Source organism: Fibrobacter sp. UWH6 (genome assembly GCF_900142465.1).
Taxonomy (GTDB): domain Bacteria; phylum Fibrobacterota; class Fibrobacteria; order Fibrobacterales; family Fibrobacteraceae; genus Fibrobacter.
The window spans coordinates 45,148-60,770 of sequence record NZ_FRAX01000019.1 but is presented as its reverse complement, the minus strand read 5'-3'; the positions used below and the strand labels follow the sequence as shown (position 1 = coordinate 60,770).

The window sequence follows — 15,623 nt, the reverse complement described above, 5'->3', positions numbered from 1 at the left end:
GTGATGGTGACCGTGGTATCGGTTTGTTCCTGCTTGACGACAGTACAGCCGTTGACATTGAAGATGGATTTGTATAATTTTGACATGGGCTTTTTCTTCTGTTTTTTTTGGCGATTAAATTTTAGAAAATAGCCCATTTTTTGTTTAATTTAGGCGAATGTCAACAAAAAAGGGTGGCGAAGCCACCCACACATGTTGATGAAGAGCCTTTTTTCTGTTATATTATTTCTCTTACCATAAAAATCACTTACCATCTTCAAAATAAGTAAAAACTCGCTAAAGAATAGACGAATAGCTTTTTGTCCATTTTTCGTACGATTGTCAAATACCTTAGTGAACAAGCACTCATCGTCTTCATCACTTATGAGAGGAAATACATTTTTGTTCACATACCACTTATATGCAATTGGATTTTCGCAAACAACCCACTCCAACTTTTCAACATTATCCCTATGGATGTGCAGCATTTCGTAAAACTGACGTTCTTCTTGCTGAATTTCATTATTCACAAGCATTTTCTTATTTGCTTGATACTGAACAAAAAAAGCCAAAAATGTTGCTATCGCTGCTGATATTGCGATAAATGGACTCATCAATCCATTTATCATTGTTGCAAAAGCAGCTTCATTTACGAAAGCTCCGTATTTTTGAGAAACGTTGCTCGTAAAATATTGTGGTGCCCATATCGAAAAAAAGATAAACAGAATACTTATGGTAGAGCCCAAAATTATCAGAAAATTTCCCTTTGAATCATTTCTGTCAAAATGAGAAGATTTGATGAAAATGAGGACCGGTATTGAATACATCAAAATCACAGGAATCAAAACAAAAAAGAAGAAAACAAAAAAATCATAAATTTTCATTTTTCAGCACCTTATTAAATAGACATTTTCGAGAATTAGCATTATCCATTTTATTCTACCACTACTTGGCCGTTCATTAGGAGCGGGAGGAGTTTGTCGCGGAGGGAGGTGAGGCGGGAGATTTCCTTTGAAAGGTCTATCAATAGTTTGAGCAGAGGTTCAATAATATCATTGAATTGCTTCAACACATTTTGAGAAGGAACTTCGCAAAGTACGGAAGATATCTTATCCAAGCTTGCAAATTCTTGAATTGACTGGCCCTTTACAGATTTCAATCTTAATTGAAACAAGTCTGATTTGCAAAACATAAATGGGAAAAATGATCCAAAATTCTTCTGAAAACGCAAAAGAGCACTATTGCAGTGAATTGCAATTGGAATATCACAATCTCTCAATAGGTTAACATTACCTAAAGTTCCGATTTTGGTAATTATCACGTCATTTTCTTTAGGTTGATAACGAGCATGAATGGATTGATAATTTTGTTCACTAATATACGTCGCTTTTGAATAATCAAGAAAATTATTTCCGAACATTGTTCCGGTTAAAAGGGGAATACCTTGTTCAACTCGTTGAGGTGGATTATGCGTTCCATCTTTTAACACATCCACAATTTCGCCTAAGTTTTTCACTTCCCAGCCGGTGGGGATTTCGCGTTTGAGGATGGGGTTGTAGACCATGGGGCCGCCGGAGGTTTTGTAGGGGCGGCCGTTTCCGTCGGGGAAGTCGAATTGTACGAACCAGTAGTCGTATAGGCGTTTTGCCATGGCTTCGAGTTTCTGGTTCATCTTTTTGTTCAGGGCGATTTTGTCGTCAAGTGCAGAAAGGACACTAACAATATGTTTTGATTTTTCAGTATACTCCGGAATATCTAAATCACGTAAAAATCCCAACGGAACAAATTTCTGCACAGCTCCAGCCATTAAAGCGTCAATCTTAGAAAGAACTAATGGGGACTGTAGATAGTAATAAAGCCAGTAAGCTTTTTCTTTGTTTCGACATGAAAAGACACCCATATTTTTGATTGCATAATCAATGTAATTGGATGTTTCAATATAAACATTGCCAACAGTTCCAATCATGGAAAAAAGAACATCCCATTGATGCACCTGACTGCGTTTATTCACATTCTCAAAATCTTCTTCAGAAATGAGATAGGCTGAAGAAGTTTCTAAACAGCGATTCGCGATATGCTTTGAAGTTATAAGAAGTCGTCCGTTCTCCACCGGTTTGGGTGAGTCATGAGTTCCATCAAAAACTTTTTGACAATAATCAATTGCTTTCATTACATTACCACTTCTAGATTCTTCACTACACTTCGTTCCGTTCAGAATGACAGGGAGCAAATCACTTTCTTCCCAAAATTCTTTCCGAACGAACTTCTTTATAGGCGTTTTCTACTCGTTTTTCGAAACTTCCCTCAGTAAACGGAAATGGATTATTACGAGCCCTTCGTTCAGCCTCTTTCCAATCCAGTTGTTCTTGGCGTTCTTCAAGAATTTTCTCTTGCTTTCGCTTTTGTTCCATCTGTTCTTCAAACTCTTGTTGCTTTTTGGCATTGAGCTTGGACACCCTAATAGAATAAATAGCTAAAATAAGAGAAATAAGACCTACTACTTAACTTGCAATTTCCATTTTCATATCCTAGATTCTTCGCTTCGCTCAGAATGACTCTGCCTCGCACCATTTTGTCGCTTTATCGCCGTTTTCAAAATTTATCGCCATTTTATCGCCGTTTTATCGCCTTTTAAACTATCATTTATACTATCGTTTATTCTATCACTTAAACTATCAACTTTCTTGGCCTTATAAAAATTGACTCTAAGCAGGGCTCCGATTTTCTTTTACGCAAATAAATCTTGTTCTTCCCAATTTTCAGGGAATCCAAGCGACGGCAGTTGTTCCGGGCGGACCATCTTCATCACTTGCTTTAGCTTTCCTCTAAAATCATAATTCGGGGCACACACATCCAGCAATGTTGTAATAATGCAAATGGAGAAATAGATTCTATCCTGACTTGGAATCGAATCCACCCATTTGGCAGGCTTGTTTGTGGGAATCATGGGGCGCACGATAAAGCTTCTTGTAAAAAGCCTAGAGTAATGGGCGCAAATGTTCCTAACCAGGTTTAAATGCTGGAACCAGCTTACTAGAACTTTCGTTGAGGCCTTATTGAAACCGAAATACTTCGCAACTTCTGTTTTGGCATTGAGATTAGATTTCAGGTTAGAGAATGTCTTGGAAAGTGTACCAAATGTTGTCGTTTCAAAGATCATCCACGCCGGAGGAGCAATTGAGGAGTCATACTCGCTTTCGTAATGCGTTTTGAAAACCTCACGAGAACGGCTCCAATGTTTTCGGAGTTCTACCAGGTTATCATTAAAAATTTTCTGATTATGACACAGCGATACATCTTCGTACCAACGTGGACCATGAGCAATGGAGAGTTGGTATTCCATCTGACAGCGCACAGCGATTTCAATAAAGCCGAGCGCTTCTACGATGAGATTTCGAAGAGCGGAGTCAAACAGGTAATCATTCTTAATGCTGGACCAACTTGCCGTGGGAAGAAATTCCGAATTAGACGAGGTGTTATCCTGATACGGATAAGTATATCCTCGTAAACGGTAATAGCTAATCCTTGAAAGGACTTCTACGAGTTCATCCTTAGAAACATCTTTAAGCCCTCGGCTAATCAGTAATTGGGCCTGCTGATCCAAAGTCTGGGGAGGTTTACTATAGATTCTAAGAGACATCAAATTCCCCCTAAATAAAAAAAGAACCTCGCTGGGTGCGCATTGTGAAGAGGCGTGCAAGGTTTTCTTGCACATAATATACAATTACACAAACCAAATGTCAAGGCCTCCCTCGTTTCCATTTTACTACCCCCCGAATTTCAGGCTGACCAGTTGCTTGTTGATTTCCTCTTCCAGCTTGTGGCTTTCTTCGAACATTTTCTGGAGTTCGGTGGCGTCGGCTGCCATCTGGGCGTTGAATTCCTCTTCGGAAATATCCACGTAGTCAATCTTGATGTCGAAATACTGGCCTGCGCTTAGGCTGTAGCCCTTTTCCTTGACTTCGCTGTAACTGACTACCACGCTAAAGTCTTCGACGGCCTCGGCGTTGCGGAAGGTATTAACAATCTTTTCGATTTCGTCATCTTCCAGGCGGACTTTCTTAAGGCCGTTGGCATCCTTGTATTCCTGGCCAAGCTTACTTGCATCTACAAGGGTAATCTTGTCGTTGTCAGACTTTGCGCCGGTCTTGTCAAAGAACAGTAAGCGGCTCCAAGATGACAGTGAAACTGTCCGACACTTTTGCTGGCGTTGGCTACATTACCTTTACCCTGAAGGACAATGCCGGCGATACCTATTCCCGCAAGATCGGCGTTACCCAGAAATTGGCTGCAGTATCCGCACAGGATCCGGAACCCGGCGTAGCCACCATTGCTAAGTGTGGCGCAGGAAGTTCCAAGCAAACTGTAGAAAAAGGTGCCGCCATTGTCGACTTTTGCTACACCTGGGAAAATGCGAAAACCGTTGAAGTGACTGGACTTCCCGAAGGATTACTTGTTGACACAGACAACATAAACAAGAAAGTTTCGATTAGCGGCACAGTAAATGACGAGCCTGGTGAGTACGCATTCTTAGTCACTTCTATTGGTGGCGTAGGAGAAGCCTATGTCAAGAGTGGAATCATTACCGTGGTAGGAGAAGAACCCGATGAGGATGGCGATGTCACATCCGTTGCCGCATTGAAACAAAAAGCATTCCATGTCGCCGTCCAGAACAACATCGTCCATCTTTACGGATTGCCCCGCAATGTTTCTATCAGCGTGACGGATTTGAGCGGCAAACACCTAATGACTTCCAAGTCCATCGTTTCCGTAAACGGCTCCGCCATTGTGAACCTGAATGACTATAGCAGAGGCTCCTACCTGTTGAATATCCGTGGCCTTTCCAGTAATGGCTCCCGGGTCAATAGAAGCATGCAAGTGCAGGTGAGATAGAAGAGTACAGCGAAAATAAGTTTATTGTGTTCCTTCGATGCGAACTTGTGCAATTTTTGCACAGGTTGAAGGCTCGTCAAGTTCCTCGGTTTGGTAAATATTTCGAATATGACGCAATATGGATGTTCTATCAGTCACGAACAAGTCTGCCATTTGAGCTTGAGTCAACCAAACGGTTTCATTCTTTTCACCATTATTGGCAGAAACTGCGTTACTCATTCAAGGCGGAACGCGCAATTTTTTTCTTTGCAAAAAATTCCTTCCACCAGTTCCTTGTCAATAAAAGGAAGCTTAGCCACCACGTGGTTTAACCCGCCAATGGTTTCTTGATTTTCAGTTTTTCAAAGACTTGTGCAGTTAAACCATTAGTTCACTCTAGAAAACACTTCATCCAATTTTTTTTGCAAGGTTCCTTCCTTTGCAAAAGGTAACGCATCAAGCTGTCTGAAATTATGCTTCAAATCATCTGTATTATCTGCAAAACCCAAAATGAAGCTAGTTGCGATTTTATAGATGATTTCTGTGGGAGCTAAACCATAGACTTGCTTTTCAAATATATGCCTTAGACGTTCCTTGTCATCTGGGAACAGCATCTTCATTTTCTGACTCTGGTACAGCCTTTTGACAATTTCAGTAATGTAAAGTCCAGATTTCATGTAGAGATCGACAAAAGTTTTGTTCTGATCGTCAAAGCAACCTGGATTTTCCTCCTCCAGCATATCAACCATTCTTTTAACAACATCTTTGGGTGTGAAAATTTGATTGGTCTTCTGAGGCGGAATATAATCGAAAATATCTTCAACACTCTTTTCGTCAAAGTAGTCTGCAAGTTTTTTCTTTAAAGCAAGAAATTCCTTCACAGAATCATTAAAGACCACGGAGTCAAAGAGCTGTCCCTTAAATTCTTTTTTTTCTCCAGTTTTAGAGTCTATATACGCTCCCCCATCTCTCAAGAAGCGGAACTGGTCCAAAGTAATGCTAGTAACCTCAGTAAAGACATTATCAGGAATATTTTGATCAAAAGTCGCCAAAGTGACAGTTTCATCACCATAGGCCATAAGGAACGAAGGAATCGTACGGGAGAATCCTCTTAAATGGTCTCTAACACCATCTTGAATAGAGTCTCGTTCGCGCTCCTTGATTTTGGTTTCCACGGTCTTGACTGTTTCTTTAATGGAATCCTGAGTAAATTCATTGATTGCTGAATCCATTTCGTTTTTGAACTTGGCAAAAGCATCTTCCTGCTTTTTCTTGAATTCAGTTTCAATTTCAGCCGTTGTTTTTCCCGTCACGTTACGCTGTTGCATAGCAACAACGCGTTCTTGCTCAATAACATTTGATTCTATTTTAAATTGTCCAACAGTTTTGTCAATAATGGTATCTACTTTTGAATTAAGAGTATTTTCCACCTGTCGAGCGACTGATTTCGGCATATCCGTATCGCCATAGCTTCCCTTGGCCGTTTGAACCACATTTTGCACAACAGTATTTTTAACCAATTCCTTCAGTTTATCATTTAACGAATCAGTTTTTTCAGATTCCTTAACTTCTGTAATCGCCTCATCAACTCGCTCTTTAACATCGTAAAGTTTGGGTCCAAAAATATCAGAGGCTACTCCAATAACATAATCATCAGTCAAGTTGACTTCACCATTTTCATCTAAGGACAAATCCTTCTTGACCTCATTAGACAATACAACGGGTGTTTTTGACTTTGGTTCTTCAACCGCTTCAAACTGATTGATTAAATCAACAACTTCCTTTGGTGCGGAAAAAATATTGCCGATGTTTTGGAACAAGAAATTGCTCATGAATCCACGACGAACAACTTCAACAGACTTAATCTTACGAGGAATGGTAAGAACTTTTTCTGCATCCAGTTCAATCAGTTCTCCATTTTCATCTTCTCCAATAACCGGGAAGAAATTCAGCAGTTCCCGAACATTATTCTTTCTTGATTCAATATCGCCCTTTCCCGAAGAAGTGTTCGGAGAAAGATCGTTTGCAAATTCTTCGAAAATAATCAGAGTTCGTGCAGGATCGAAGTCAAATACATAGGCATTTTCTTTACGCTTGTATTCGGAGCCTACATGGAAAAGACAAGGATTTTGAGCTCTAAACGCGGCCTGCATGTAAAGAGACGGAGATTTCACATTACTAAGCATTAGCACTGCTGTCCACTCAGGAATGGTAATGCCAGTAGTCAACTGACCAACAGACAAAGTGATAGTCTTTTCATGTTCAGCAATCGCCTTCTTGACCTTATCGAAAGATTTCTTATTTTCTTCGGCATCGTCAACACGTCCATCACCAGCTGCAAGGACAATTTCATAATCCTTGAATACAGGATGTTCATGAAGTTTTTTAGCCATGAGTTTTGCGCTTTCCACTCTATCCAAAAGCCAGAAAGTATGCTTAAGTTCATTGCGCAATTCTTCTGTAGAAAACGGAAATTTGGTTTGCTTGGTAAGAGCGTCTAAAAACTTATCAACCGACGAATTATGAACGAATTTTCCATTTTCAACCTTGAAAAATTCATTAAGATCAAAGGCGTATTCTTCCGTTTCACCATTTATCTCTATTCCCTGAGAAAGTTCATCACGAACAATTTCGGACATTTGGTAAGTGTAAAGATTTAAGGTCGGAAGCGTTGCATAGGGATTTTCCGTTTCAGAAGCATCATCCCAGCCATGTTTACTTTTCTGCTCATCAGCATAAGTATAGTTGAAGATTGCATCATCGGCAAACTTGTTATTTGCTAGAGCTTTAAAGGGAGTACCAGAAAGATGAAGTGTAAAATCACGTTTTATTTGATCAAATGCCACATCAGTTTTGTATGTGTCAACGCCTTCGTGAGCTTCATCTATTACAAGTAAGTCCCAGGAAGTCTTCTTGAGTTCTTCTAGTTTGTTGAATTTACCACCGAAGTAGATTGAGCCTTTCAAATCTTGCAAAGAGGCAAAATAAATAAGCCCCATCGCCTTTTTATTCTTAAGTACACGGGATTTTTTATCAAGAGCGTATTCCTTGTAAGGAATCACCAGGTTTTTATTCTTGATTCCGTCCACATCACTTACAAAGAAATAACCGGATTGGCGTCCAATAAACTTTGCATAATCTGCATACCAGCTATTTGCAATTGCAGGTCTATTCGTTACGATAAGGACATTCATCGCGCCCATACGCTTCATCAAATCATATACAGCGAGAGTCTTGCCGAATCGCGGCTTCGCATTCCAAAGGAATTCCGCCTTGTTATGAGCATTCCTGTAAGCCAAGGCCATAGAAACAGCAGACTCCTGCTCTGCACGAAGATTGTAGGGAACAATATCTTCCGTTAAATCTACGATACCTCGACTTGAACGAAATTCGTAGAACATTGAGCGGGAATCATTGGGTGAAATGAAAAACCATTCGTTTCGATCATCTTTGCTAAAGTATTCATTCCCCAAGTCCATGGGTTGTTTGACATCTTTTTTGCGCAAGTAGGCGTGGAACAGTTTGTCATTAAAAATCACTCCAGAACCATCGTCAAAAATGGCGTTACCTTGCCACTCCACCTGGGCTTTGACTCCTGCAGTATGTGTTTGCTGATAGACACGCTCTTCAACTGTTTGTTCTGTATAGCCAATCTTGATATAGCCATCATGATAGGAAATACCCGGAGTGGTATAGGCGTAAATCATCGGAACAACAGGTTTTGTTGTCTTAATGTTCGGATTTTGCATAGCCATATTATTCCATCTCCTTTACATGGGTTTCAATAAAGGTTCTTTCTTCAGGAGATAATTCGTACTTGTCGTAAAGTTGCTGATCGATGTCTGCAATAGATTTTGACCAGTCAATATCGGAATTAGAAGAGAAATCTTGGAGAGGGATTTTTTCCCATGTTGGTTTTGCATAATTTTGAGTAACCTTTAAGGCTCCCAACATAGTACGTAAAAATTTCGTTTTAATATACTTTTCTACAGCCTTTGCCTCGGCTTCACTCTCAAAAGATCCAATAGCAATATAGGTTTCTGTGGACGCAACTTCTGGCGAGACCACAAAAGGTTTTCCGCATATTCTTGCGGGGATGGGGTTTCCTAATTGTCCCGCAGCTCCATCTGCTTTTGAAATAAACACTTTATATTTGTCAAGATTTTCTACCTTTTTCACATAGTCTTTACGAAACCAACGAACAACTTTGTCTCGTCCATAAATTTTGACATATTGCAAATTATCATTGGGTTTTGTTTCAGTAAAGTAATCTGGTAAGTTTTCAAATGACTTTGGAGCAATTCTAGGATCCGCCGTAAGCTTTGTCAAATTAGGGATTTTATCATAAGCTAAATCAGAGTAACGATACAAACCCCTATTGTAGATGATATCGGCAAAACTCTGTTTTGACTTCTTTTCAACCTTTTGAACAATAGTATTTACATCATCAAAAGGAGAGAAAAAATTTATTGAACCATATATTTCTTTTTCATCCCTGTAAACAATAGTCACCCCTCCCGTAATGCTCGTGCCAGAAAATACGTTACTCGATTTAGGTTCATACATCTTAACTTTTAGATGTTCATCTTCAAGCATCTTTTTATTCCATTCTACAGGAGTATCCCCCGCATTAAATAGAAACCGAGCGGGCGTTATCAGCTCTACCTTTTCCGCAACAGAGAATGCGGACTCGTAAAAATGATGATATACAGAAGGATCATTTGGATTTGCACCAACGCCGCTTTCCTGATACGGAGGATTTCCAATTGCAAAATCAAACTTCATTTTTACGACCTCCCTTTATGCTTCTATAGGTCAAAGATTTCTGCCTTGTCCAATCAAAAATTCGGCATTCTATTTCTTCGGATTTTTTTGCGTTTTCTCCGACAGCAAAATCAAACATGCCGGTCTGTTCATTTTCTTTTGTATGGTTCCCATACGGTACTGTTCCTGTGATGCCATCCATCTGCCAAAAATTCCAGACGATGATATTGGCTACTTTTCTAAGCTCAGCATCCGTCGGTTCGCGATTCCATCGATTTTTCATATAGTCCACAAAGGTCACCAGTAGGTTAATGCGTGCTATAAGCAAGTTGTCGCCTTGATATTCGTATCCATAAACGCTTTGGAATGCCCTATAAGTCCATTTGAGCCAATCTTCTTCATTGTCCGTATTTTCGTTGACGACTCGCAATTTGCGATCGAGAATTCCTATACGCTTTTTAATGGGAATAATCTCCGCAGTTGTGGAGTCGTATCTGGAAACTATGTAAGGTGCTTCGCCGCAAGTAATTTCAATGCGCTTTGAATCCACATATTTTTGCCAATCGCCTTCATTTGCAAATTTCACTTTTGTCGTTGTAGGCTTCCAAGATTGGTCATCTTCTACATTGAACACATTCTCACGACCAAACCACTCTGCATCACAATGGTTGTTCATCTTGTTGCAAATCCAGGACGGAGTGAACACTTCCGCTTTTCCGCGAGTTCGTTCCGCCTGTGCTTCTTGTGACTTTGCAACTCTGGGCTGAATCAGATTTGGTCCTAAATTCCGCAACATGGCTTCGGTAATTTGTTCAGCCTTGCCATATACAATTCCACTCTTTGTAGTGATTGTTGAAGCGAATACGATATTTCTTCCCGTTGTCTTATCTTTGACAAGGGACTTTAGCACGACAGAAACGGGATAGTTATTTATATCAATAAGCTTCTTCATTTGACTCCGCATCACCCCGTTTACGGAGATTTGAAGAAGTCAAAGAATTCAGCTAACAAAAAAAGGCGTGGAGTCGCTGAAGCTATTACTGCTTTCTGGGGCTCGCCAAAGCCTTTGTAACCAATAACAGCAAACGACCCACGCCCCAATTGGGACGTGAGCAGTTCACTCTATTCTCGTTACAATGGAAATTTGGCGATTTCAGAAAGGAGACTAGAGCAAATAACTCAATAAAACGGGCGCTCAACCCACGCACCGCAGGCTCAAGGGCCCTTGGTCGCAGAAGGAGCTATGTATAGAGGAATATAGGTATTTTTTGAAAAAACGAAGCGAGATTTTTAAGCGTACTAGGCCATTTTTTTGCAAATTATTTCTCTGTTCACAGTTCCTGTTTCCGTTCGAATTCTTCACGAACCTGCTTTACCTCCGCAATCAACCGCTCCTTACTCGGCATGTAAAGTTTGAATTCGCTGGCAAGGATTGTCTCGTTGTCTTCGGGGAGCGTCATCTTTACGACGGTATCGTTCTTTTCGGCACAAAGAAGAATGCCGATAGTCTTGCGTTCGTCGGGCAATTTTTCCACACGGTCAAAATAATTCACGTACATCTGCAACTGTCCCAAATCCTGGTGCGTCACTTTTTCGGTCTTGATTTCAACAACCACAAAGCAGCGCAACAAACGATTATAAAGAACCAGATCTACAAAGAACTCGTCGTCTTCAAGAAGGATCCTTCTTTGCCTTGCGATAAAGGCAAAGCCGTTGCCAAGCTCCAGCAAAAAGCGCTGCAAATGATTGATAATCGCGGTTTCAAGATCGCGTTCGTAATATTCGGGATTACGTTCCAAGCCCAAGAATTCCAAGACCATCGGGTCCTTAATGACCTCCTGGGGAGTCTCGGGAATCCTTTGCTTGCGGGCTACCGCCAGAACCTTTTCCTTGTCGGAGCTCATAAGAAGGCGCTCATAAAGCTGGGAATGAATTTGACGTTCAAGTTCGCGACTAGTCCATGCGTTATTCACTGTTTCCAATTCGTAATATTCACGCTTGTCGGGATCATCAATAGCAATCAAGTCCCTATATTGAGTCCAATTCAATTGTGAACGCACTGCGTTCACAATTGGGTAAAGCGTGTAAAATTTACGGCAGAACGCCAATTGTCGATAAGAAAAACCGCTTCCGTACTCCGGTTCCAGTTCCTTGGAAAGATTTTTCAAGAGAAACGAGCCGTAATCAGCCCGTTTTTTACCTTTCTGCTCTTCTACCTGAATACGCCGCCCGATATTCCAGTACATCTGTACACGGCAAAAATCAACACTGCGCACCGCATTCCGGCGGGACTGTTCAATAATTCCGCGAATATCAGTTACAAAATTTTTGTTGAGTGATTCTATTTCTTTTTTAGCCATACAGCCTCCTTCGTTCATTTCTTGTTACCAGAGGCGTCTTTGAATACGGCAAGCAGAATCCGCAAAGCCATATAACAAAAAGACGCACTTCTCCATTCGATAGAGAAGCGCGTCGGGCAGTAATGTAGGTGATTTTTAGAAAGTTGGCAAGGTGCTTGCGAAAATTTTACAAACTACAGAGCAAACTTTCTTCAGGCTTCCGCATGGTTACATTTCCCCCTCTTTTATCTAATTCTTCATCATGGATTCCGGCAGGAACCCCTGCTGATACAGCGTATAGATCAGGCTCACCATCAGCGGGCTTCCTGCGAATTTCAGGTAGTATTTTCGGGCACCCTCGGATACGGGGGCAATAAGGCCTGCATCCAGCATGGCGCGGATGTTTCTGGACCTCGCAAAAGTATTTGCCCACACGCCAGCTAAGTCTGAAGCCTGGAAGATTGGTTTTTCGAGGGCAACTTGCAGCGCTAAAAGCGTATCCTTGTCGATGATTCCCTTGCGCGATGCATCCCGAAGAACAGGCTCCAGAATATTTTGCCTAACGTAGTTTACGTCTGTCAGTTTTTCGGTTTTTTGCAATTCGTCTAGCAGCCCCTGCAGCACAAACTGGCACCACTGTACCTGCGCCTCGTTGTTCTTGGAGTCTGCCACCTTCAACATTTCGTAGTACTTGTTGTGATTGGAGCAGAACACCGCCGTAGGGTTAAACAGCCTAGACTGTCGAACATCAAAAAGTCGCACAATCATGGCGTAGGTCAAGAGCCTTGCCGTTCTTCCGTTGCCATTGCGGAACGGATGAATCCAGACAAACTGATGATGGACCACAGAAACCTTCAGCAGATCATATTGCTGTTCGCAATCCCTATTGATGAACTTTACAAGTTCGCGCATCAGCGTCGGAACATCGTCGGCATCGGGAGGCTCATGACTCGAACCCGCAATGGAAATGGAAACGTCGCGGTAGCTGCCTGCGTTAGGGTCGCCTTCGTGAACCAGCCCCTCTACGGCCATTTTTTGCAAAAAGATTAACAAACATTTGTACTAAAACAAGTCTTACAATTGCGAGATTCAATAAATTTTATCAAATTTCGCCAATTTTTTTATTTTCTTCAACAAGTTCATTAAGTTTTTGAATACTCAATTGAAGGTTTAAATGTGTTCCATCACTATTTTCGCCTTTGATGGTTTGGTAAAGGGTACAAAGACTGATGGACGTTTTGTTGTTGATTAAGCCCGAATTCGCAAATAAGATTTTTGACTTTGCTATTCAGGTCGGAAGCGTTAAGCGATTCAAGAAGGCGAAAACATTGCAGGACTACAACATAAAATTTGCGCCGCAATCTTACGTCTATATTGAGAATTAAGATATTGGTGCACCTTTAGGCTCCAGCGAAGAAATCGAAAAGTTTTGGAGCTAAATTCCAGACGATGAGGTTTTCTCTACAGAATTCCACTCTCATAACAAAAATTTTTTCTAAATCAACGCAAATAAGGTATTTTACCATTTGTTATGGGATTGGATTATGGCAGCAAGTAAAGTAGTTGAGCATCTTCTTGAATACGATGATTACCGCAAATTTCTTCAGGATTACTTCGAAGAACAGAAGATTTTAAGTGCGGCATTTTCTCATCGTTTCTTTGCAGCAAAAGCGGGTTTCAAGACATCTTCCTATTGCTTGAATGTCATTCGCGGCAGATTCAAGCTGACCCAAAAATCTGCAGAAAAGATTGCAGCTGCCATTGGCCTCACCGCCCTTCGTGAAGCTTACTTTCTGACCCTTGTGGAATTTAATCAGGCGGAACAAATCAACAAGAGGGACGCCGCCTGGGATCAAATCGTTCAAATCAGGCGACAGGCAGAATTTAAGCACCTGACAAATCGGGAACAGTCCTATTTTTCCAAATGGTACAACCCCATTATTCGCGAACTTGCCGTAAGTTCCGAATGGGAGGGCGATTACAAAGCATTAGCCAAAATGGTGGTGCCGCCTATAACAGCCAGCGAAGCCCGCGACGCCGTAAAGAACCTGACCGAGCTTGGACTCATCCAGAAAATTGGCGACCATTACGAGGAAACCTCCCTGATGGTAGACGCATCCGATGTATCGCCCATTGCGCTGAAGCAAATCCGTCGGGATTATATCCAGCATGCCTTGCGTGCGGTGGAATGCATTCCCCGAGATGAGCAATACGCCGCATTTACAACGCTTGCCATGAGCGAAAGTTCCTTCAACTATGTGGTTGAAGTCATGAGGGACGCCCGAAAAAAAATCATGGCCAAGATTGCCAATGACGAGAACGTTGAACGGGTTTACGAGATGATGTTCATGACATTCCCCATGAGCACAAAGATTTCGGGGGAAAAATGAGAAAATTCTACTCAACATTCGGAATTGCGATTTCCCTATCCGCCTCCATTCTCGTTTGTGCCTGCTCCGATAAAAAGAACGATGTGGCCGGCGGTATAACTGACATTGACCATTCCATGGCCTATACGGGAAAGATCCTGGACGCAAACGGCAAGGGAGTTGCTTCTGCCAGAGTGGTGGCCTATATCGACAATTCCATTTCCGTTGAAGACTCTGTAGAAACAACTTCTGACAGTACTGGAAATTACGAGCTGATTTTTGACCGAAATACCGACGCAGACACCGTTATTCTCTATGCAGAATATAACGCTCTTTGCGCCTTGATAAATGCCGCAGGTCTTGAAAATAACGATCTGCAGATTTCTGAAAGAAAAATGCTGACAGGTCGCATCGACGGCGCAAATGATGGATTCGTCCGAATCAAGGGAACCTCCATCAAGGCTGAAATTTCCGAAGATGGAACGTTCTCCATCAACAACGCGCCTGTAGGAGAAATCCTCTTGCAATATGTGGAGAATAAAGCCCCCGTGGCAGTATTCCCCGTGTCTACCGCAGGAACATCTGACACAATTGCCCTCCCTCCATTGACAGAAAAGTACCTCCCTATGGAAGGGGCCGAAACCGTTTTCGATAACGATTCCACCTTGGCAACAAGTGTCAATTATGTGGATGGAATTTCTGGAAAGGCCATCCAGCTGGAGCCGGGACAGTTTATTGAAATTGACTCCCTGGACCCTACCGACGGTGACTTCACCATTTCCCTCTGGACAAAGTGGGATGGACCCAATGGCAACCACCAGATTCTTGTAGCGCAGCGCAGTTACTGGAGCGACAGCACGTCAAAATTCCAATGGCACTTTGAAAATACTGAAGGCAAATTCTCCGTCATGAAAAGCGCCCCTGTAAGCCCTGAAGAAATCTCCTTTGGAGATTCTTCCATTGTACCTGTGGGTAAATGGACATTCCTGACGCTGGTTTCCAAGGATCATCAGGTTTCCATGTTCGTTAACGGGGAACAAGTTGGCAAAACCAATACATTCGTTCCCAATACCCTAAATCAGGCTGTTCCATTCCGTGTTGGTGGTAACGAAATCAGTACAGAAACCTGGAACGGTCTCATCGATGAAGTGCGTATAGAAAGTGTGGCTCGCAGCAAGGAATGGATTCTTAACACATTTCAAACACACTTTAACACACTGGAATAATCCAAATTATTGCATAAATAATGCAGGCATAATATCTTTAATATGGGAGTGAGCCGCTTTTGCGGTTCCCTAAG

13 protein-coding genes and 1 pseudogene are annotated in these 15,623 nt (G+C 41.7%); 3 read left to right on the top strand and 11 right to left on the bottom strand.

Going from position 1 to position 15,623, the window contains the following annotated elements:
- Positions 1-149: 149 nt before the first annotated feature.
- From BUB73_RS14070 to BUB73_RS14050, 5 genes and pseudogenes are all read right to left on the bottom strand, one after another.
- Entirely contained in the window at positions 150-863 is a 714-nt protein-coding gene (locus BUB73_RS14070) for a hypothetical protein (RefSeq protein ID WP_073286791.1), read from the bottom strand.
- 50 nt (positions 864-913) lie between these two features.
- Entirely contained in the window at positions 914-2,149 is a 1,236-nt protein-coding gene (locus tag BUB73_RS14065; RefSeq protein WP_073286803.1) for a restriction endonuclease subunit S, read from the bottom strand.
- Between the two features lie 61 nt (positions 2,150-2,210).
- Positions 2,211-2,435, bottom strand: coding sequence for a hypothetical protein (locus BUB73_RS14060; RefSeq protein ID WP_139259231.1), 225 nt, complete (start codon positions 2,433-2,435; stop codon positions 2,211-2,213).
- 272 nt (positions 2,436-2,707) lie between these two features.
- Positions 2,708-3,619, bottom strand: a complete 912-nt coding sequence (locus tag BUB73_RS14055; protein ID WP_170932342.1) for an Abi family protein — start codon at positions 3,617-3,619, stop codon at positions 2,708-2,710.
- A gap of 126 nt (positions 3,620-3,745) precedes the next feature.
- Positions 3,746-4,144: pseudogene (locus BUB73_RS14050) on the bottom strand (N-6 DNA methylase); the annotation flags it as partial.
- Between the two features lie 11 nt (positions 4,145-4,155).
- Between BUB73_RS14050 and BUB73_RS14045 the strand changes: the two are divergent.
- The gene (locus tag BUB73_RS14045) at positions 4,156-4,872 is read left to right on the top strand and encodes a T9SS type A sorting domain-containing protein (protein WP_073286781.1); all 717 of its coding nucleotides are present in this window, start codon (positions 4,156-4,158) and stop codon (positions 4,870-4,872) included.
- Positions 4,873-4,893: 21 nt separating this feature from the next.
- Here the strand turns inward: BUB73_RS14045 and BUB73_RS14040 are convergent, their stop codons facing one another.
- From BUB73_RS14040 to BUB73_RS14020, 6 genes are all read right to left on the bottom strand, one after another.
- Positions 4,894-5,091 (bottom strand): hypothetical protein, encoded by a 198-nt coding sequence (locus tag BUB73_RS14040; RefSeq protein WP_212668374.1) that lies wholly within the window; start codon positions 5,089-5,091, stop codon positions 4,894-4,896.
- Between the two features lie 146 nt (positions 5,092-5,237).
- A complete protein-coding gene (locus BUB73_RS14035) occupies positions 5,238-8,600 on the bottom strand; it encodes a DEAD/DEAH box helicase family protein (RefSeq protein ID WP_073286800.1) in 3,363 nt (1,120 codons plus the stop codon).
- 7 nt (positions 8,601-8,607) lie between these two features.
- Entirely contained in the window at positions 8,608-9,636 is a 1,029-nt protein-coding gene (locus BUB73_RS16720; RefSeq protein WP_083539798.1) for an Eco57I restriction-modification methylase domain-containing protein, read from the bottom strand.
- Positions 9,626-10,567, bottom strand: a complete 942-nt coding sequence (locus BUB73_RS16715) for a restriction endonuclease subunit M (protein ID WP_083539797.1) — start codon at positions 10,565-10,567, stop codon at positions 9,626-9,628. Before BUB73_RS16715 ends, BUB73_RS16720 begins: the two co-directional genes overlap by 11 nt.
- A 379-nt stretch (positions 10,568-10,946) precedes the next feature.
- Positions 10,947-11,975 (bottom strand): PDDEXK nuclease domain-containing protein, encoded by a 1,029-nt coding sequence (locus BUB73_RS14025; protein ID WP_073160199.1) that lies wholly within the window; start codon positions 11,973-11,975, stop codon positions 10,947-10,949.
- Between the two features lie 228 nt (positions 11,976-12,203).
- On the bottom strand, positions 12,204-12,986 hold the full coding sequence (locus BUB73_RS14020) for a Fic family protein (RefSeq protein WP_073286778.1): 783 nt from the start codon (positions 12,984-12,986) through the stop codon (positions 12,204-12,206).
- A gap of 512 nt (positions 12,987-13,498) precedes the next feature.
- Here BUB73_RS14020 and BUB73_RS14015 point away from each other — a divergent pair.
- Positions 13,499-14,344, top strand: coding sequence for a TIGR02147 family protein (locus BUB73_RS14015; RefSeq protein WP_073236989.1), 846 nt, complete (start codon positions 13,499-13,501; stop codon positions 14,342-14,344).
- The gene (locus BUB73_RS14010; protein WP_073160193.1) at positions 14,341-15,549 is read left to right on the top strand and encodes a LamG domain-containing protein; all 1,209 of its coding nucleotides are present in this window, start codon (positions 14,341-14,343) and stop codon (positions 15,547-15,549) included. Before BUB73_RS14015 ends, BUB73_RS14010 begins: the two co-directional genes overlap by 4 nt.
- The last annotated feature ends 74 nt before the right edge of the window (positions 15,550-15,623 follow it).